Annotated in this window: 16 protein-coding genes; 12 read left to right on the forward strand and 4 right to left on the reverse strand. The window is 37.7% G+C overall.

Annotated features, from left to right (window positions below):
- Positions 1–596 precede the first annotated feature (596 nt).
- Together M9949_09545 and M9949_09550 are read left to right on the forward strand one after the other, a co-directional pair.
- Positions 597–803, forward strand: coding sequence for a type II toxin-antitoxin system HicB family antitoxin (locus M9949_09545; protein ID MCO5251649.1), 207 nt, complete (start codon positions 597–599; stop codon positions 801–803).
- A complete protein-coding gene (locus tag M9949_09550) occupies positions 800–1,024 on the forward strand; it encodes a type II toxin-antitoxin system HicA family toxin (protein MCO5251650.1) in 225 nt (74 codons plus the stop codon). The genes M9949_09545 and M9949_09550 overlap by 4 nt, the downstream gene beginning before the upstream one ends.
- Positions 1,025–1,485: 461 nt before the next feature.
- On the opposite strand, the gene M9949_09555 is transcribed toward M9949_09550, so the two are convergent.
- On the reverse strand, positions 1,486–2,799 hold the full coding sequence (locus M9949_09555) for a cyclic 2,3-diphosphoglycerate synthase (protein ID MCO5251651.1): 1,314 nt from the start codon (positions 2,797–2,799) through the stop codon (positions 1,486–1,488).
- Between the two features lie 237 nt (positions 2,800–3,036).
- Positions 3,037–4,449 carry a lysine 2,3-aminomutase gene (locus M9949_09560; GenBank protein ID MCO5251652.1) on the reverse strand — a complete coding sequence of 471 codons (1,413 nt, stop codon included), beginning with the start codon at positions 4,447–4,449 and terminating at the stop codon, positions 3,037–3,039.
- Between the two features lie 301 nt (positions 4,450–4,750).
- On the opposite strand from M9949_09560, the gene M9949_09565 reads away from it, so the two are divergent.
- The 10 genes from M9949_09565 to M9949_09610 all read left to right on the forward strand — a co-directional run bounded on the left by M9949_09565 (position 4,751) and on the right by M9949_09610 (position 18,495).
- A complete protein-coding gene (locus M9949_09565; protein ID MCO5251653.1) occupies positions 4,751–6,964 on the forward strand; it encodes a KamA family protein in 2,214 nt (737 codons plus the stop codon).
- A 100-nt stretch (positions 6,965–7,064) separates the two neighbouring features.
- Complete coding sequence (locus M9949_09570; GenBank protein MCO5251654.1) at positions 7,065–7,433, forward strand: PqqD family protein; 369 nt, start codon at positions 7,065–7,067, stop codon at positions 7,431–7,433.
- Between the two features lie 4 nt (positions 7,434–7,437).
- Positions 7,438–8,904: an aminoacyl-histidine dipeptidase gene (locus M9949_09575; GenBank protein ID MCO5251655.1), complete on the forward strand. Its 1,467-nt coding sequence runs from the start codon at positions 7,438–7,440 to the stop codon at positions 8,902–8,904.
- 135 nt (positions 8,905–9,039) lie between these two features.
- Positions 9,040–10,425, forward strand: a complete 1,386-nt coding sequence (locus M9949_09580) for an MFS transporter (protein MCO5251656.1) — start codon at positions 9,040–9,042, stop codon at positions 10,423–10,425.
- Between the two features lie 287 nt (positions 10,426–10,712).
- Complete coding sequence (locus tag M9949_09585) at positions 10,713–11,678, forward strand: aminopeptidase (GenBank protein ID MCO5251657.1); 966 nt, start codon at positions 10,713–10,715, stop codon at positions 11,676–11,678.
- Between the two features lie 97 nt (positions 11,679–11,775).
- Positions 11,776–13,455 (forward strand): endonuclease, encoded by a 1,680-nt coding sequence (locus M9949_09590; protein MCO5251658.1) that lies wholly within the window; start codon positions 11,776–11,778, stop codon positions 13,453–13,455.
- 8 nt (positions 13,456–13,463) lie between these two features.
- Complete coding sequence (locus tag M9949_09595) at positions 13,464–14,900, forward strand: tetratricopeptide repeat protein (protein ID MCO5251659.1); 1,437 nt, start codon at positions 13,464–13,466, stop codon at positions 14,898–14,900.
- A gap of 202 nt (positions 14,901–15,102) precedes the next feature.
- Positions 15,103–16,011 (forward strand): 4Fe-4S dicluster domain-containing protein, encoded by a 909-nt coding sequence (locus M9949_09600; GenBank protein MCO5251660.1) that lies wholly within the window; start codon positions 15,103–15,105, stop codon positions 16,009–16,011.
- A complete protein-coding gene (gene hybB / locus M9949_09605) occupies positions 16,011–17,231 on the forward strand; it encodes a Ni/Fe-hydrogenase cytochrome b subunit (protein ID MCO5251661.1) in 1,221 nt (406 codons plus the stop codon). Before M9949_09600 ends, hybB begins: the two co-directional genes overlap by 1 nt.
- A 13-nt stretch (positions 17,232–17,244) precedes the next feature.
- Entirely contained in the window at positions 17,245–18,495 is a 1,251-nt protein-coding gene (locus M9949_09610) for a hypothetical protein (GenBank protein ID MCO5251662.1), read from the forward strand.
- A gap of 32 nt (positions 18,496–18,527) precedes the next feature.
- On the opposite strand, the gene M9949_09615 is transcribed toward M9949_09610, so the two are convergent.
- Both M9949_09615 and M9949_09620 read right to left on the reverse strand, forming a co-directional pair.
- Positions 18,528–19,193 (reverse strand): hypothetical protein, encoded by a 666-nt coding sequence (locus M9949_09615; GenBank protein MCO5251663.1) that lies wholly within the window; start codon positions 19,191–19,193, stop codon positions 18,528–18,530.
- Positions 19,160–19,657 carry an archaeosortase/exosortase family protein gene (locus tag M9949_09620; protein ID MCO5251664.1) on the reverse strand — a complete coding sequence of 166 codons (498 nt, stop codon included), beginning with the start codon at positions 19,655–19,657 and terminating at the stop codon, positions 19,160–19,162. The genes M9949_09615 and M9949_09620 overlap by 34 nt, the downstream gene beginning before the upstream one ends.
- Between the last annotated feature and the right edge of the window lie 67 nt (positions 19,658–19,724).

A 19,724-nucleotide genomic window follows, 5' to 3' on the forward strand; every position in this document is an offset into this window, starting at 1 on the left:
TTGGACAGCACATAAATGTATTGTCCATCAGGGCTAAACTTAACTGTGCTGATCTCGCCCCCAATGTGCTTTTTCCACACCAATGGGTCAGGGTCAGGCTCTTGTGCCAGTGTAAAGTTGCAATACAGTATTGCAACAACGAGAAATAAAAATGCTCTTTTCATAAAATTCTCCCTGAAATACATTTTCCGTATATATACAATGACACATGAATGTGTAATTTATCTCAAAATTAGGGAAAAAATTTGGGAAATGGGGAGAAAAAATCATCACACGCAATATTCATCCGATGACTGTTCTCGAATTAATTAATTATCTAAGATGAGTCGCCCTTTGAACTGGGAGTCATCGGATGAATTAATCATCTATCAACGACATATTCAATTCCCACGAATAAATTCCCCGTCCTGTCTTTGTTCTAATTTAGTGTATCGTCAATAATTACAAAGACGGCTATAATTCAGATTCATCCCTATCCGTCAATAATAACAAAGACGGGACGTGAACTGCGCTTGTTAGAGAATGAGCAAGACATTCTAAAATAATTTGAATGATTATACATTTATACTTATGATAAATGTAAAAGAGGAGATAATATGAGACAAGTATTCTTAAATAAGGGTTTGGATGGATTTTGGGTTGCCGAATGTCCTTCATTACCAGGCTGTATCAGCCAAGGCGAAACGAAAGAATTGGCATTGCAAAACATCAAAGAAGCGATTGAACTTTATATCGAAACTCTTGTTGATGACAATTTACCCGTTCCTGAAGAGAACTTTGAATCAATGTTAGCCGTTGTATGAAAGGCTTACCGTCAATTTCGGGTCTTGAATGTGTAGATGCATTGAATAGAGCAGGATATAAGTTCGTCAGACAGAAAGGAAACCATATTATTCTTCGCCGCGATGAACCGTTCAGTCAAATTACAGTTCCGGAACATAAATCTTTAGATAGAGGCACTTTGAGAGCTATCACAAGACAAAGCGGATTATCAATAGATGAGTTTAATAAGCTATTACGGTAAGCTAAGTGGTTTGAAAACTCCCCGTCCCGTCTTTGTTCTAATTTAGCGTATCGTCAATAATTACAAACGACAACTATAATTCAGATTCATCCCTATTCGTCAATTATAACAAAGGCGGGACATGAAAATATCGTGTACTTTTTTGTTGTAGATATTCAAGCCCTCCGGGCTTGTTTTGGGTGCATATGTTTCTTTCCCCGCATTTCATACCGGGTTATTAACATTCAATCTCTTCGAGATTAACACGGATAAAACTTATCTTTACTCACGAATGAAACCGTGGGCTATGTTTACGTTCATTTCATCACCCACGAATAAATTCATGGGCTATGTTTCGGACAGAACGCTGTTGCGGTCCCTACAAAATTTGGGTCGGGGTGAGGTTCTTCGGGTTTTGTCCAATAAAAAAAAAGCGAAGCAGATTTCTCCGTTTCGCTTTCTAATTTTATAGTATCAGATTATTATAAGAATTTTTCTAAAACTGATTTGATGTCAGGTTTGCCAATTTCTGATAATTCGTAATAAACTCTGGTGTGAGGTTGGTCAATTTTGATAAATCTTGTTAAGTCTATCGGAGTTCCAATCACAACGGAATCGCAAACTGTGTTCTTAATCGTTGCTTCCAAATCTTGCATTTGTTGGTCGCCATATCCCATTGCCGGAAGTAAGGTGCCGATTTCAGGATATTTTTCGAAAGTTTCAGTCAATTTGCCGACTGTGTAAGGTCTTGGGTCAACGAGTGAAGCGGCTCCAAACCTGCGAGCAGCGACGATAGCTGCACCGATGTGCATTTCGCCGTGAGTCAAAGTAGGACCATCTTCGATTGCCAAAACGTTCTTGCCTTTGATGATTTCCGGATTGTCCACCATAATTGCAGACGCAGCCATGATAATTTGAGCATCGGGATTATATTCACGAATATTTTCCAAAACGAAATCAACATCATCGGGATAAGCTGAATCAATCTTGTTCATAACGATTACGTCAGCCATTCTCAAGTTAACTTCGCCGGGATAGTAACCGATTTCGTGTCCGGGGCGTAATGGGTCAACCACAACCACGTTCAAATCAGGTTTGTAGAATGGCATGTCGTTGTTGCCACCGTCCCAAATTATCACATCAGCTTCTTTTTCGGCTTCGCGCAAAATCGCTTCGTAATCCACACCCGAATAAATTATACTTCCCATTGCAATATGTGGTTCGTATTCTTCCATTTCTTCGATTGTGCATTTGTGAAGTTTGAGGTCTTCGATAGTCGCAAAACGTTGAACTTTTTGTTTTTCCAAATCGCCGTATGGCATTGGGTGGCGTACTGAAACGACTTTTTTGCCTGCTTCCATCAATGCACGTACGATAGCGCGAGTAGTTTGTGATTTGCCGCAACCGGTTCTGACTGCACCAACAGCGATAATCGGTTTAGTTGATTTAATCATTGTAGGGAATGAACCCATCATCGAAAATTTTGCTCCGGCAGCCATAACTACCGAACCGAGGTGCATTACTTTGTCGTAAGGCAAATCGCTATATGAAAGTACACATTCGTCTGCTTCGTGTTTTTGGATTAATCCCACCAATTCTTCTTCAGCATAAATGGGAATTCCTTCGGGATATAATCTTCCTGCTAAAGCAGCAGGGTATTTTCTGCCGTCAATATCGGGAATTTGAGCTGCTGTAAATGCAATCACTTCGACTGCATCGTTATCTCTGTAAACGGTATTAAAATTATGGAAATCGCGTCCGGCGGCTCCAATAATTATTACTTTAGTTTTTGACATCATTACACCTAAAAATTGTTAATTTTTACAAAATCGAATTTTATTTTCGATTGTTTTTTTCATATTTTCAATTTTGATATTGTTAGACAATAACAACAAAACTATAATTAAACTATACGAAATTCACAATGCAAAAATAGGTAAAAATCTTGAATTAAAATCAATTAATTTTTCATTAATGATTTTAGTCTCGACTACGTAGTGTAACAAAATCATCCAAATAGCTGTTGCTATTTATCAATTTTGTGAATAGCTGATTCCCGAATAATTATCAACATCTTCGTGTCGGAGAATTGATTCATACTTGGATTCCAATTCGTCCTCGAAAAAGAATTTTTCTTCGCCGAAAGCAGGCTCAAGGTCGTCAATCCAAATAGCATCGGGGTTATATTTAGCAAAAAACGGACGATGAATCCAATTTTTGTTCCGCCCTTGCAAGAAACGCAAAGCAAAGACCTTCTCCCCTGCCACTTCGACTACGCCGAGAATTTGAACTTTACCCGGAGTACATGACATTGACGGACCACGAACAGTTCGTGCTAATCCGCTAACATTTTGATATGCCTCGCGGAAAATTTTCCAAGCTCGTTCGAGCGTCACTGCAAAATAGTGCTGTGCACCTGTATCGCGAGCCACAAACATATAATATGGTATGCAACCCTGGCGAACTTGCTCTTTCCACATTGCCGACCAAACCTTAGGATCATCATTGATATTTTTGAAAACCGGAGATTGGGTTCGGATTCTAGCGCCTGTCGCATTGATTTTCTGGATAGCTTCTTGAACTGCGGGAGTTTTGAGTTCGACGTGATGATTGAAATGTGCCATGAAAGCAACATGCTTGCCTTCGCTGATTGCTCTTTTGAATGCACCGAGTATGATATCACCATCTTCTTCCAAGAAAGTTTGGGGCCAATAAGCGAGTGATTTGGAGCCGATACGAATGTTTTGTAAATTGGGTAATTTTGCATCAATCAAGGCATCAATATATTGAGCGAAATGACGCGGACTCATCACCATTGGGTCGCCACCGGTGAATAGTATATCGGTAATTTGGGGATTAGCTCTGAAATACGCAATTGAACTTTCGATGTCTTTTGTAGCGAATTTCAATTCATCTGTACTGACAAATTGGGGCCACCGAAAGCAAAAAGTGCAATATGCGTGGCATGTTTGCCCTTGCTTTGGGAAAAATAGTGCAGTGTGGTCGTACTTGTGCTGCATTCCTTCAACTACATTCCCATTGATTTTAGGCAAATTCATTTTGCTTTGCCCTGCTGGATGAGGATTAAGTTCCATCCTAATGATTCTGGCTGTTTTCTCGATCTCGGCTTTATCAGCACCGTATTTCATTTTTTCTGCAAGCATTTCGAAGTGCTGCTCTTTGAGCATCGCACGATTAGGAAACGTAAGGTTGAAAATTGGGTCTTTTCGAGGTTTGTCCCAATTGATTAACTCATTTACAACATAGTTATTAGATTTGAAGGGTAAAACAGTAGCGACGACTTCCATTTCGAACAATTCTGCATCAGAAAAGTTGTCGGCTATTTGGGGAATCTTGCGAAAGTTGTTGATTGTGAATGATTTATATTTATTGGAAACCTTGCTTAGCTGCGATGAAAGTACACCGGTGTCATTGATTTGGTTCATCATTTATACACCTCCTTGAATTAAACAAAAAACATTATACTTATAGTGAAGGAATATGTTGGAATTTTATTTTAAGTGAGGCTAAAATATATTTTAATGAATAGTTGGTAAAGAAAATGCAAATATTCAATCTGACAGTTTTGTTTTCCAATTAGTTATGTGCATAAGTAACATAAATCGCATGATTTCTCGAATTTTAAAAATTACATTTTTTTAATCCTATTGATTATTTTTTGATTTTTCCAAAGAAAATTTGTAACTTGCAAGCTTTGATTGTAACAAATTCACAAAAAGAATGAATATGAACGAAATCTTAAATAAACCTGATAGAATATCAATTTCGCCAAAATCTCAAATAATTTTGAATAAGATTTTGAGCGAAAACGCAGAATTGAAAAATCTGTTAGAAATATCCGAATCAGAATTGATTTTTATTGATAAAATGCGGCAGTTTATTGATAATTTGATGTCGGATTATCCTTATGCTTCAAATTTCTACCAAGAACCCGAACCAAGCAGAATGTCCTTTGAAAGACTGACTAACAAAGAATTAGCAATCATTAGACTTAAAGATTATTCGAAAAATGAAACTAAAACTTTTACCGATATGAATTTGCATGGGAAAAAATTAGTCAGCAATCCATTCAAAAATTTGTGGTTAGCCTTCAAATACGGCAGAGGTGGAGCGTCTGAGTATTATTTCGAGGATATGCTGCATCTTTTCCGGCAGTTGAATGATGCCGACAGAACAAGAAAGCCATCTAAAGAAGAAGTGGAAAATTGGATGAATCGGCATCCTTCGGGACTTGACGAAGAAAACGTGCGGATGAGGGAAAAAAATCGCGAAAGAATCATCAATATAATCATAAAAAAAATTGATTCCGGTGAAATTTACAATGCCAAATATAGCTTCGAACCAGACATGAGCTACAGCGAGAAATTTGATTTAGTCCTAAATGAATGGTGGAATGACCGTTGGTTTCATCTTAGGTTTGCAGTTCGGAGCCCGAAAGAACTGAATGAAATGCTTGATAATTCATTAGACAATGATACGATGGAATTACTCTACGAAGCTGAGAGCAAAGGAATTCCATTTTTTGTAAATCCCTACTATTTATCACTGTTGAACATTGCAAATCTGGGAAATTCGATTGGCTCCGACCTTGCAATACGTGATTATATAATCTATTCACAAGATTTGGTCTCTGAATATGGCAACATTTCAGCTTGGGAAATGGAAGATTTGGTTGAAAAAGGCAAACCTAATGCAGCGGGCTGGATTTTGCCCTCAAACAGGAGTTTGCATCGCCGCTACCCCGAAGTGGCTATACTTATTCCCGATACTATCGGCAGAGCTTGTGGCGGATTGTGTTCGTCATGCCAACGGATGTACGACTTTCAACGTGGGAATTTGAATTTCAATTTCGACAAATTAAAACCAAAAGAGACTTGGGAGCAGAAATTAGCAAGATTGATGGAGTATTACGAGCATGATTCTCAACTTCGTGACATTTTGATTACAGGCGGAGATGCTTTGATGAGCCAAAATATTTCGCTAACCAAAATATTGAACGCTGTTTATGATATGGCAGTACGAAAAAAACAAGCAAATTTGGGAAGAGATGAAAAGTATGCGGAGATTTTGAGAGTCAGGTTGGGAACAAGACTTCCGGCTTATTTGCCCCAGCGCATCAATGATAACTTAATTGAAATATTGGACGATTTTCGAGAAAAAGCACTCAAAATCGGCATTAAGCAATTTATCATTCAAACGCATTTTGAAACTGCAATGGAAGTCACTCCTGAGGCACAGAACGCAATTCAAAAATTGATTTCAGCAGGTTGGATCGTTACAAATCAATTTGTAATGACAGCTTCGGCATCTCGAAGAGGACATACTGCCAAACTGCGTAAGGTATTGAATGATATTGGTGTACTCGCCTATTACACATTCACTGTAAAAGGTTATCGTGAAAATAGGCATAATTTCGCCACAAATGCAAGAGCTGTCCAAGAGCAAATGGAAGAGAAGATTTTCGGAAGTATAGAGGAAAATGCTATTGATGATGTGTCTTCCTTGCCCCAAGAACCTAAAAACATGGTGGAACATATCAATCGAATAAGAGCAAAATTCGAGCTGCCATTTTTGGCAACTGACAGAAATGTGCTAAATCTTCCCGGCGTAGGAAAAAGTTTGACATTTCGAGTGATTGGTATAACACGAAGCGGCAGAAGAATAATAGAGTTCGACCATGATTCAACCCGTTGGCATAGCCCGATTATTGACAATTTGGGCAAAATTGTTGTTGTCGAATCAAAATCTATCCGCGAATACCTCAATCAATTAGAAGCAATGGGCGAAGACCCCGATGAATACAGTTCAATCTGGAATTATTCCATTGGAGTCACCGAAGCTCGAATGCCCATTTATGAATATCCATCATATGAGTACGAAGTTACGAACGAGATAACGAATTTGGACATTCCAAGAGAGCTTTTACAGGCTGTTTCCTAAATATTTTATAAAAAATCGAAAATTAGCACGAATTACATAAATTTCATTTATTTTTTTCTTAAATTGGACATTGTAAAAATTGCAAAAATGGAGAAAGTTTTTGGGCTTATTTAAAAAACAAAAGGCTGCTGATATAAATTATCTGGAATTGACTCCATATAGGAAATATACGCATGAATCAAGAGATGAGGATACAATCAATGTGTTGGTACCGAGATTTAATGACAAGATACTCGGTAAGATTTTCCAACCAAAATTGAAAAATCCTTATATCAAAGCAAATTTTGACAAGCTGGGCACTTCCGTATGGCTCGAAATTGACGGAAAAACCAGCGTTGACAATATAATCATGAAAGTTAAAGATAAGTTGGGAGAGGAAGTAAACCCTGCTTATGAGAGGGTTACGATGTTTCTCTCACAATTACATAGAAACGGTTTTATAGATTTTCACGAATTTAATAAAGGTTAAACAAATGGCAGAAAGAATTTTAGGAGCAATCGAACCCAAAGAGGTTTGGTACTATTTTGAAGAAATCACTAAATATCCGCGTCCTTCCAAACAGGAAGAAAAAATAGCTGCATACATCAAAGGTTGGGCTAAAGACCAAGGATTCGAACTACAAGAAGACAAACTCGGCAACTTTGTTGTCCGCAAACCGGCAACTCCGGGAATGGAAAATCGCAAACCTGTATGTATCCAAGGTCACATTGACATGGTTTGCGAAAAAAATGCTGATGTTGAATTTGATTTTGACAACGACCCGATACAAGTTTATATCGATGGCGATTGGGTAAAAGCAAAAGGCACAACATTGGGCGCCGATAACGGTGTTGGCGTTGCTATGGGAATGGCGGCAATGACCACAGAAGGTGTAAAGCATCCTGACCTCGAATTACTTTGCACTTTAGATGAAGAAACAGGCTTAACCGGTGCTATGCAACTCGGTAAAGATTTGTTGAAAGCTGAAATATTAATCAATCTTGATTCGGAAGAAGACGGTGCTTTCACAATTGGATGTGCCGGTGGTTTGAATACAAGAGGCATCTACGCTTATCACGCTGATAATGTTCCCGGTGATACAGTTGCATACACAATTGCAGTCAAAGGGCTCAAAGGCGGTCACTCAGGTATTGAAATCCACGACGGACGCGGTAACGCAGCTAAATTTTTGAATAGAATTCTGTGGAATGCTTCCAATAAATTGAATATCCGTGTAGCTGATTTCAATAGTGGCAACAAGCACAATGCAATTCCACGCGAAGGTTTTGCAACTGTAGTTGTGGCAAAAGCTGCCGAAGGTGATTTCTTGAAATTTATCGCTGATTTCGACTTACAATACAAACGTGAATATGGCTCAAAAGAACCAAACGTTACTATTACAGCAGAAGCAACTGCCATTCCGGCAAGAGTTATGACACTTGAATTCCAAAAGAGATTGTTGAATTCATTCTATGTAATGCCACATGGCGTTTACAGAATGAGCCCTGATATTGCAGGTTTAGTCCAAACATCTACTAACTTTGCAATTATTGAAACTATGGAAAACACTGTAGAAGTATTGACAAGCCAACGTTCCTCAGTAGAAACTGAAAAGAAAGATATGGCTGCAGTAGTGCAAAATGCTTTTGAAGTAGGCGGTGCTGAAGTGAAATTTGGTGATGGCTATCCTGCTTGGGAGCCAAACGTAAATTCACCTATTTTAAAACAAGCTGCTCAGGTTTACACTAAATTATTTGGCAAAGAACCACATATCGAAGCAATTCATGCCGGATTGGAATGTGGTCTTGTAGGCGAAAAATATCCGAATATGGATATGCTTTCATTCGGTCCTGACCTTCGCGAAGTTCATTCTCCTAATGAAATGATTTCAATTACATCAACAGCAAAATGCTGGAAATTATTGAGAACTATTCTTGAAGAAATTCCCGTTAAAGCATAATGTTTATCGAGCTTATACAATACAATCCCCTCCTTAATCGGGAGGGGTTCTTGTATAAAATCGGTAATTTATATGTTTTGAATGACTTAGTGTCAAATTGTAATTAACATTTTTTGTAATTCAAATTTTAACGATATGACAGAAATAAAAACTTTGATAAGCGATTCGAAAGCGGCTCGCTGGACAGCTTTGGTTGTTGTAGCATTCACAATGTTTGCAGGCTACTATTTAGCTGATGTAATGGCTCCTCTGAAGGGATTGCTCGAAAATGAATTGTCCTGGAGCAGTTCCGAATATGGTTTTTTCACAAGTGCTTATGGCTGGTTTAATGTTTTCCTATTTTTCCTAATAATCGGCGGTATTATACTCGATAAAATGGGTGTTCGCTTTACAGGATTAGGAGCCGCAGCCATAATGGTATTGGGGACTGCGATTAAGTATTGGGCTATTTCGACAAGTTCGCTCGACGGGCAAATGATTTTGGGATGGAAAGCCCAAGTAATGGTAGCAGCTTTAGGGTTTGCAATTTTCGGCGTAGGTATTGAAGTTGCCGGTATCACAGTTTCTAAAGTCATCGTTAAATGGTTCAAAGGGCGAGAGTTAGCTCTTGCGATGGGTTTGCAGCTTTCTATTGCCAGACTTGGAACGGCATTAGCCCTATCCACATCTCTTCCGGTAGCATTGCAATTCGGGACAGTATCGGCACCAATTCTAATTTGTTTGATTATGCTTTGTATTGGTCTGATAGCATTCTTTGTTTATACATTCATGGATAAGAAATTAGAAGCATCAATTGTCGAAAAAAATATTGGTTTAGATATCGAGCCGGAAATTGAATTTCAAATGAAAGATATTTGGTTCATCGTCAAAAACAAGGGCTGGTGGTATATTGCAATACTTTGTGTACTCTTTTATTCAGCCGTTTTTCCATTCCTCAAATATGCTACAGACTTGATGATTAACAAATTCAATGTTGATGCGTATTGGGCAGGTTTGATTCCGGGATTATTACCTTTTGGCACTATTTTGCTAACTCCAATTTTTGGAACGATTTACGACCGAAAAGGCAAGGGTGCAACGATAATGATAATAGGCTCATTCCTGATTACTATGGTGCATTTTCTATTTTCAGTTCCAATCTTTAATCATTGGATATTCGCAATTGTGTTAGTTTTGATACTCGGAATCGGCTTTTCATTGGTGCCTTCGGCAATGTGGCCCTCAGTACCGAAAATCATCCCTGAACGCCAATTAGGAACAGCTTTTGCATTGATTTTCTGGGTTCAAAACTGGGGATTGATGGGCGTACCTTTGTTGATTGGATGGGTATTAGATACTTACTGCATAACAGGTACAGTTGTGGTCAATGGAGTGACTTCCACAACATACGATTATACACTCCCAATGATGATTTTTACAAGTTTTGGATTATTGGCAATTTTGTTTGGTTTCCTTTTGAAAATAGAAGATAAGAAGAAAGGCTATGGGCTCCAATCGCCAAACATTCAGAAACAATTATAATCACAAGGTTGGTTTGAAATATTTAATAAAAGTGTGAATCAAATGATTTACACTTTTTTTTAAGGCTATATAAACCCAATATTATCGAATACTAATTTTATCTGAGTTCTGAAATTTTTTAATTAATTTAGATGTATTGTAATTGCTGATATTTAAGTTGCAATGGCTGATTTGCGAAAAGAAAAGTTAAAATGAAATATTTTTCATCATAATACGTAGTGTTTTATTTAAAAGATTTGTATATTTTTGCAACTCGAATTTACTTTTTAACAAAAGAAACAAAATTAATGACCTCAACTAAATTAAATAAAGCTATCAATTCCTTGATTAAGGATTTTATGGGAATTGATGAAAGCGAGATTGTGCTTGTGATAGCAGACGACTTGACAAAAGAAATTGGAGACGCTCTGTACGAAAACCTTAGTAGTTTTTGTGAAGATTCGTACATGATTTTGTTGAAATCGAACAAAAATCGAGAAATTTTGCCGGAAATCATTGCTGAATCAATCAATACTGTTGATTCAATCATATGCGCTGCCGACATTCCTCTTATTAACTCGCAAGCTCGACTCAAAGCAACTCAAATGGGTGTCAGAATTGGGCTAATTCCAAATTTGGATGAGGAATCATTGGTCAGATGTTTAAGTGCAAATCACGAGAAAATTGCTGAACAAGCTGAATTCTTTTCAACATTGATGAAGAAGACTTCAATCATAAGAGTAGAAACAAAATCGGGTACGAATATAAGAATTCCAATTCGTGGCAGAGAAGTATTTTCATCAACCGGAATCATGCGTACAATCGGCGAATTTGGTTTCCTACCGTCCGGCAAAGTCTTTGTGTCACCAATTGATGATAGGACTACGGGTGTAATTCTGATTGATGGTTCGATAGACAAAATCGGTGTTGTTGAAAATCCGGTAGGTGTTGAAGTAACGACAGGATTTATGACTAAAATTTCCGGTGATGGTGAAGAACCGAAATTGTTAGCCAAAATCATGAACAAATCAGGCAAAAATGCTCGTAATCTGGCAGAATTCGGAATTGGTATCAACCCTAAAGCAATACTTTCAGGCAATAACATCGAAGACGAAACTGTCGAAGGACACGCTCATTTCGTATTTGGCGGCAACATCGGCTTGGGTGGCAATGTCAATACCGATTTCAGGCTTTCGATGGTGATGACCAAGCCAAATGTATTCTTCGATGATAAGCTAATCATCCAAAATGGAAAGATAAAAAAACCGGTTTAACATAAAATTAACTGAAAACGGCTCATTGAGTCGTTTTTTTTTGTGCTATTATTAGTTTACTTTTACAAAAGCTTTGTAAATATATTTGAGTTAACTTATGCGTTTTTTACTTTTCATTACGATTTTTTGGGCTTACGTCAGTGTAGCCTTTGCTTCGCAACTACAGATTCAAGTAGTTGATGAAATTGATTTAGGTACGATAGTATCAGGAGTCGAATATGAAATTTCTGTCGGAGTAACTAATACTTCGGTAATGGATGCAAAAATCACTTCAATTAAAGCATTTGCAACTATGGATACTGTTTCACCGATTTACCGTTCAATCAACTCTGCCGCCAATTCCACATCCTATATATTATACAAATTCACGCCAACCCATAACATTGATTACGAAATTTATCTCTACAACCTTGTCGAACATTGGGATAATGCCTATCCTGTGGCTACAAGAGTAATTGCCAAAGTAACGCACGCAAACCAAGGTGTATATGATTTCACGAATAATCTTTGGGGAAGTGATTTGCTTGCCTCATTATCCTCATACTTAAAGAATCATACCAGCTTTACATACAAAAAAGCTCGTGAATTGCTTTGGACATCATTCGATAATGATAATGGAACAGTTGAGTGTATTTATACCGGAAAGACAGTTCAGGTGGTGGGTGAACCTGATTTTGCGGAATTGGACAAAAGTGGTTTCAATACTGAACATTCTTGGCCCCGCTCATATGGCTCCGATTACGAACCACCTTTGAGCGATATGAATCATATTTTTCCAAGTTCTAAGACTGCTAACGACAGAAGAGCAAATTTCCCCTATAATTATGTAACCGGGCAAATAAGTTGGCAAGACGGTGGCTCGAAACTTGGTATTGACGCTATAGGCAAAACAGCTTTCGAACCACGCAATGAAGTTAAAGGAAACATCGCCAGAGCATTGCTATATTTTGCTCTTCGTTATGATAACCCATTCAAATTTTTAGATGCTCAAGAAGCAGTTCTGAGAGAATGGGTGATCCTTGACCCACCTGACGAAAAGGAAATGAGACGAAATGATTCGATAGCTTCTTATCAACTAAAACGCAACCCATTTATTGACCATCCATCATTCTTAGAGCGAATTTATTCAATAAGTTCCGACCCGAACTTTGAATTGATTGCGGAACCAAATCAAATTGGTACAAACTTTACCATTAATATTAACACAATTGATGAAAAATTGTTTATGAGCTTGTGGGTTCATAACCAAGGCAACGGCGACGTTGAAGTAGAATCTGTCAGACTTAATTACCCGGATTACTTGATACCGTTTATCGATCAAATGATATCTTCTGATAAGACTATCTTGGCTAAAAGTAATAAAAGAGCAGCATTTGAACTGTTTAAGCCTGAATATTTAGAAAGCAACTCGACAATAACAGCTACGGTTACACTAAGTGATGATTCGTTTTTTACGTGGGATATTGAATTGATTGATGGGCTGACAAGTGTTGAAAATTATTATGAGTCGGAATCTTTCAATTTTGAAATTTTTCCCAATCCTTCATCGAGCAGTTTAACAATCAAAACTGACATCGAATTGGAATTAGTCAAAGAGATTTCGATTCATGATGTGAATGGCAAATTGATTGATAAAAGCCTGTATCAAATTGAAATTACAGACAATCGAAACATTTTTCTTGATACAAAAAAACTAAAATCATTTGGAAACGTTTTTATTATAAGATTTGTAGGTAGCAAATTTAATGTTTCTAAGAAATTTATTATAATTGAATAGGTTAAATAATGAGCTTTTACGATTTTGACGATGAATTTGATGATGACTTCGAGAATATGGAGGAGCAACTTCATTTTTACTTGAATAATCTTCGTTCTTCACGCAAAAATAGTGAACATATACCTCCGTTCGATGCTCTGGAATCGCTTGTAGAGTATTGTATCTCTACAGACCAACTGAAAGAAGCACTCGAATTTTGTGACCTATGGATAGAGCTTATTCCAAATTCTTCCGATGCTTATAATAAAAAAGCTTTTATCTTATCAAACTTGGATATGAATGACGACGCTCTCAAATACGTTGAGAAAGCATTGTCCTACAACCCATTCGACCCCGATGCCAATTTGAATAAAGCCATGATTTTAGAGCAATCCGGCGACCCCAAATCAGCTCTCAAGCAAATCGAAAGCATACTCATGCTGGACCCCTCCAACGAAGATGCACTATTCCAAAAAGCGATGGTATTGCAATCTCTCGGTATCTTCAACGACAGTATCCAAATCTTAGACTATCTCAAAGATTCCGAGTATTATGGTGCCGAAGTCATGCAAGAAATTGCGTATTGCTATAATTGCTTGAACGATTTTGATAAATCGGTGCTATATTTCAACAAAGCGATTGACGAATCTCCTTATGATGAACATCTATGGTATAACTTAGGTGTGATTTATAACAGCAAAAGGATGTACCATCAAGCAATCGAATCATATGAAATGGCATTAGTAATCAATGAAGATTTCTTCTCTGCATGGTACAACAAAGCAAATTCATACGCATCTATTGGCAGACTTGCTGATGCAATTGAATGTTTTAAAGAAGCATTAAGAGTCGTACCCGACGATGTTGATACAATGCACAATTTGGCAAGTGTTTACGGAGATAACAACCAATATATTAGTGCTATAGAACATTTTAGCAAAGCATTGGAATTAGACCCTGAAAATTTCGAGTCATATTTTGGACGTGGAATATGTTACGATGCTATCGAAAAATTTGATTCCGCTATGGAAGATTATGATAAAGTGCTTGATGCATTCCCAAATTATGCCGAAGTTTTGTACGCAAAAGCAGATTTGTTGTTCAATATGGGCAAAATCGAACAATCTGTGAAGTATTACCAAGATTCATTCGAATCCGATTCTACAAACACAGAAGCATTGTTGGATTGCGCCTCAGCCTATTACGAACTTAATGATTTCGATAGAGCATTCGATTTGACTTCTTTATATATACAAGTAGAGCCCGAAGCAGTTGACGGCTATTACTTGAAAGCCAAAATACTTGCTATTCGTGGCTTATTGAAAGATTCGCAAAAAGAATTGGCATTAGCATTCAAGCTTGACAAACTCAAATTATACCAATACCTCTCAGAATTCCCCGAAATCGTTGAAAACTTCGAAAAATTCAACTCTCAAATACTCAAACAAGTCTTTAATACTAAGTAGTAATATATTTCAATCAAAGTTTGTTGACATTAACATTTTATTTAATGTGACATAAACTTGCGTTATAGTTACAAAAATTACATTATTTTCCATTTTTTCTTGGTTATTAACAAATTTTCATGTAATTTGGAATAGAATTTTTATGCTTTTTTGTGACAATTATTTTTATTCGTGCATTAAACTATAATAAAGGGTTTTGCAAATGGTAGATAAAAACAGAAGAAACTTCTTCAAAACGAGTGCACTATTAGGAACCGTTGCACTTGGTGCAAGTTCGACAGCAAAGGCAGCTCCTGAGAACATTCTTTCTGATGACAGAAAAGGCGTCTTAGTGGACATAACGCATTGCATTGGTTGCAGAAGTTGTGAATGGGCTTGCCAAACAGCTCATGATTTACCAGCTGATAATATTCATGATTACCATGACAGAGAGGTTTTCAAAGAGTTCAGAAGACCCAGCAATGACTCATATACAGTTGTAAATGAGTTCGAGAATCCAAATAATGAATTGCTTCCCATTAATGTGAAATATCAATGTATGCACTGTGACCGTCCGGCATGTGTTTCAGCTTGTATAGTTGGTGCTTTCACTAAAAAAGAGGACGGAAGTGTAGTTTGGAACACTGACATGTGCATTGGTTGCCGTTATTGTATGGTAGCGTGTCCCTTCCAAATTCCTACATTTGACTATCACAAGGCTATTCAGCCTGATATTCACAAGTGTGATTTTTGCTACAACCGCACCCAAGAAGGTAAACTCCCTGCATGTGTTGAAATTTGCCCGGTCGAAGCCTTGGTTTATGGACCAAGAACAGAATTAATTCGAGTGGCAAGACACAGAATCAGAAGAACTCCTAAAAAATATCTCGAACATATTTACGGCGAAGATGAAGTCGGCGGAACATCATGGGTTTACTTATCCGGTGTTGACTTCCAGACTTTAAAATTCCCCAAACATGGCACTCGCACTGCCCCGGGTGTATCGGAATCAATCCAACACGGATTATTTGCATACTTTGTCCCGCCTATTGCTCTATATGCGTGGTTAGGTGGAATAATGTGGGTTAGTAAACGTAAGAATGCAAAACTAGAAATCGAGGAGAAGATATAATGGAACACGAAGTACCACAACAAGTTAAACATAAATTTTTCACTCCCGGAGTGATGGTATTAGTCATTATAGCCTTGAACGGGATAGTATTTATTGCAGGAAGATTCCTGTATGGGCTTGGAGCTGTAACAAATTTAGACCAACAATACCCTTGGGGAATTTGGATTGGCGTTGACGTTGCTGCAGGTGTAGCATTAGCGGCTGGTGGCTTTATTTCTGCTGCCATCGGACATATTCTGCACAAAGACGCATATCATTCAATTGTAAGACCAGCGTTGCTGACAGCGATGTTAGGCTATACTTTTGTAGCATTTGGTGTATTCATTGATATTGGACGCTGGTACTACATATGGCATCCATTAATAATGTGGAATCCAAATTCTGCATTATTCGAAGTTGGTATTTGCGTTATAATTTATTTGAATGTACTTTATATTGAATTCCTTCCTATTGTAGCTGAAAGATTTATCGGAAAGTTAAATATGAAAGGTTTCTTCAGATTTTTGAATAAACCTTTGGACAAATTACTACGTTTCTTAGATAGTGGGCTTTCAAAGACAATGTTTGTGTTCATTATTGCCGGTGTTGTATTATCATCATTACACCAATCATCATTGGGAACATTGATGATAATTGCAGGAGATAAAATGCACCCACTTTGGCAAACACCGATTTTGCCATTGCTATTCTTGATTTCAGCAGTTGCAGTTGGTTTGCCTATGGTAATTTTCGAATCACTGATGGCGGCTCGCTCTTTCAAACTTAAACCCGAATTCCCCCTACTCTCGCGATTAGGAAATTATGTGGGACCAATTCTCGGTGTGTATTTATCATTCAAAATTGGCGATATGGTGATAAGAGAATCTTTCGTTCATTTAGTACCTATGGATTTACCTGCGATAATGTTCTTAATTGAAATGATTGTCGGAGTTGTCATTCCAATGATTATATTTTTAACTCCACTTACATCAAAATCGGTTAGTTGGCTTTTCTGGGCTTCGTCAATGGTAATATTCGGAGTATTGCTCAATAGGATTAATAATTTCATAATTGCCTATAATGCCCCATACGCTGTCGAAGCATATATACCATCATACGGTGAGATTTCAGTTACTCTTGGTGCGGCTTCGCTTTTAATACTACTTTACAGATTTTTTGTCATTAATTTTCCTGTAATAAGTTTGCCGGCACCAAGCGGTGTTCACAACAGTAATAAATAAGGAGAAAAACAAAATGCTAAGATATATAACAATGATTTCAGCATTGCTTCTGGGAGCAGTAATTATTTTTGCTTTGGCTCCGGAAGCGATTGAGCAAAAAAAGAAAGACCCTGTCACAATGGGTGAAACTGCCCAAAAAGTGCAAAAGAGCAATCAGGGAACTATGCCGGCAGACCATGCGAAGCAAACAATTGATTGTAAATCATGCCATTTCTGCGAATATCCAACTGTGAGTAATCCATGCTTGATTTCATGCCCGAGAACTGATATGATTTCTGTCCATCACGACCCTTCCGAAGGACCGGAAATAGTAGTCATGGATATGTTGCCGGGTGAATGGGGAGCTGTTGCATTCACACATAAACTTCATGCTGAAATGGCTGAAATGGCTGGAGGATGTGGCTCTTGCCACCATTACAACACAACCGGACCCGTTTTGAAATGTATCACATGCCACGAACCCAATAGAATGCGTGAAGATATCAGCGTTCCTGATTTGGAAGCTGCATATCACAGACAATGCCTCTCGTGCCACAGACAATGGAGCCGAACCACCGATTGCGATTATTGCCACTTTGAAAAAGGTATTGACGCTGACAAAGCTCGAAAAATAAAAATGGAAAAGTACGCCGGTAAGGGACATCCTGTTGTTTTAGAACCCGAACGCGTTGTTTATGAGACGGATTACGAAAAAGGTCCCATTGTGACTTTCTTCCATGATGAACATGTTAAACTGTTCAAAATTGATTGTGCTACATGCCACCACGACGAAAATTGTATGAAATGTCACGACGTTCGCTTAGACAAATTGCGTACACCTAAGGACAGGGATTACGCCGTCAAAACACATAAGTCATTCGATGACCATCACCAACCTTGTATATCTTGTCACGAAAAGGACAATTGCGTAAAATGCCATTTGAATACAGTTATGGAGCGATTCAACCACTACAAAATCACCGGATTTGATTTGACCAAATATCATGACAAAATAGCTTGTAACAAGTGCCACATTGGTAACGATTACAAAGTCAAATTGAAGTCTAATTGTATGAGTTGCCATTCCGATACTTTCAAACCCGGCAAATTCAATCATAACAATGTCGGCTTTGAATTAGATGAACTGCACGCAGACTTGGATTGCGTTGATTGCCATGCTGCTAATAATTTCAAAGTAGCACCAAAATGTGCTGACTGCCATGATGACATCACTTATCCCAATAAACGACCGGGTAGGAAATTAACGCTACCAAAGCGAAATTAAAATCAATTTTGCACATAAATAATAGAGCTGTCTCAATTTGGGACAGCTTTTTTATTTACAAAATCCATGATTAAATTCAATTCTTGCCGTCTGATTGATGATGCTAACCAAATAAATAAACCGATTATTAGATTCGTTCCGGTGCCGGTGGCAGTGAGCGTCATATTATAAAAATATACAAGTTGCGAAACGATTATAGGAAGTTGCTTGACAGCCATTTCAGGGTATGAATAATTATCCATGACAATGGCAAATAGTTTGAAATATACAAAGGCAAAAATCAAAATAGTTGCAATCAATAATGAAATCAATTTTCGCCTCCAAACAATTGGAGTTGCAATCACCAATGCCAGAACAAATAAAATCGGGAAATATGCTTCGTTAAAAATGTTGATTAATATACCTTTTGATTGAATCGTTCCGTCATCATTTTTTTTCGCATAAAATATCGTTTGAACAATGAGTATATTTGCATTGCTTTCATCTTTCGATAGATTAACAGCAGTGTTCAGCGACAAATCGGTATTGATATATGAACGGAAATACGAGTTCCCCGAATTCATAAAATGATTCATGATGTCGTCCTGCATCAGGGAATATAGATACAATCCCAGCCCGAAAACCATAGAAAATGTTACCACGAAGTACAAAATTGGTCGCTTGATTACGATACTTTTGCTTGGAACTTGTTTTGCCATTTAAGCCATCCTACAAAAACGATTAATGCAATGATTATAAATATTACCGGAAAAATTATGACGTGAAATAGGTCAAAATCTAAGGTTTCGCTCAATCCAATATAATAAAGCAGCATAATTCTAATGAGGTTTAGAAAATATAGCACCAGCACGCCGATTAGTCCGCCGATTAATTTTGCTTTGAGCAATGCCGGAAACGCAGCCACTGCGGCGATGTAGAGCACTATCGGCTCGCTTCCTTCGCAACCAAAAGCAAGGGCTATGATGAGTTCGTCGGTGATAATGCTTGCACCTTGGGCGACGGCTTTGATACCGAAAATAGATAAAAACCATGCTGATAGTTGGGCTGTAGCGTTGATGTAGAAATCAATTGAATCGGGGAAAACTGTTATCAGCACGTAATAGGCGGCAATCACGCCCAGAAATATTCCAAAAAACTTGAATAAAGGCAAATATTTTTTCATTTTGTAAATCGTTTCATAGTTGAACCAAATAAAATTCTTTACAAATGTAAGAATAATTGTTTAAATT

This window comes from Candidatus Kapaibacterium sp., from assembly GCA_023957315.1.
GTDB lineage: Bacteria > Bacteroidota > Ignavibacteria > Kapaibacteriales > UBA2268 > PGYU01.

What these genes read in the sequence shown, in the direction of transcription:
- M9949_09555 (MCO5251651.1), bottom strand. Translation starts at nt 2,799, where the DNA reads ATGTCAAAAACTAAAGTAATAATTATTGGAGCCGCCGGACGCGATTTC.
- M9949_09580 (MCO5251656.1), top strand. Translation starts at nt 9,040, where the DNA reads ATGACAGAAATAAAAACTTTGATAAGCGATTCGAAAGCGGCTCGCTGG.
- M9949_09610 (MCO5251662.1), top strand. Translation starts at nt 17,245, where the DNA reads ATGCTAAGATATATAACAATGATTTCAGCATTGCTTCTGGGAGCAGTA.
- M9949_09550 (MCO5251650.1), top strand. Translation starts at nt 800, where the DNA reads ATGAAAGGCTTACCGTCAATTTCGGGTCTTGAATGTGTAGATGCATTG.
- M9949_09585 (MCO5251657.1), top strand. Translation starts at nt 10,713, where the DNA reads ATGACCTCAACTAAATTAAATAAAGCTATCAATTCCTTGATTAAGGAT.
- M9949_09590 (MCO5251658.1), top strand. Translation starts at nt 11,776, where the DNA reads ATGCGTTTTTTACTTTTCATTACGATTTTTTGGGCTTACGTCAGTGTA.
- M9949_09595 (MCO5251659.1), top strand. Translation starts at nt 13,464, where the DNA reads ATGAGCTTTTACGATTTTGACGATGAATTTGATGATGACTTCGAGAAT.
- M9949_09560 (MCO5251652.1), bottom strand. Translation starts at nt 4,449, where the DNA reads ATGAACCAAATCAATGACACCGGTGTACTTTCATCGCAGCTAAGCAAG.
- M9949_09575 (MCO5251655.1), top strand. Translation starts at nt 7,438, where the DNA reads ATGGCAGAAAGAATTTTAGGAGCAATCGAACCCAAAGAGGTTTGGTAC.
- M9949_09615 (MCO5251663.1), bottom strand. Translation starts at nt 19,193, where the DNA reads ATGGCAAAACAAGTTCCAAGCAAAAGTATCGTAATCAAGCGACCAATT.
- M9949_09620 (MCO5251664.1), bottom strand. Translation starts at nt 19,657, where the DNA reads ATGAAAAAATATTTGCCTTTATTCAAGTTTTTTGGAATATTTCTGGGC.
- M9949_09600 (MCO5251660.1), top strand. Translation starts at nt 15,103, where the DNA reads ATGGTAGATAAAAACAGAAGAAACTTCTTCAAAACGAGTGCACTATTA.
- M9949_09565 (MCO5251653.1), top strand. Translation starts at nt 4,751, where the DNA reads ATGAACGAAATCTTAAATAAACCTGATAGAATATCAATTTCGCCAAAA.
- M9949_09545 (MCO5251649.1), top strand. Translation starts at nt 597, where the DNA reads ATGAGACAAGTATTCTTAAATAAGGGTTTGGATGGATTTTGGGTTGCC.
- hybB (MCO5251661.1), top strand. Translation starts at nt 16,011, where the DNA reads ATGGAACACGAAGTACCACAACAAGTTAAACATAAATTTTTCACTCCC.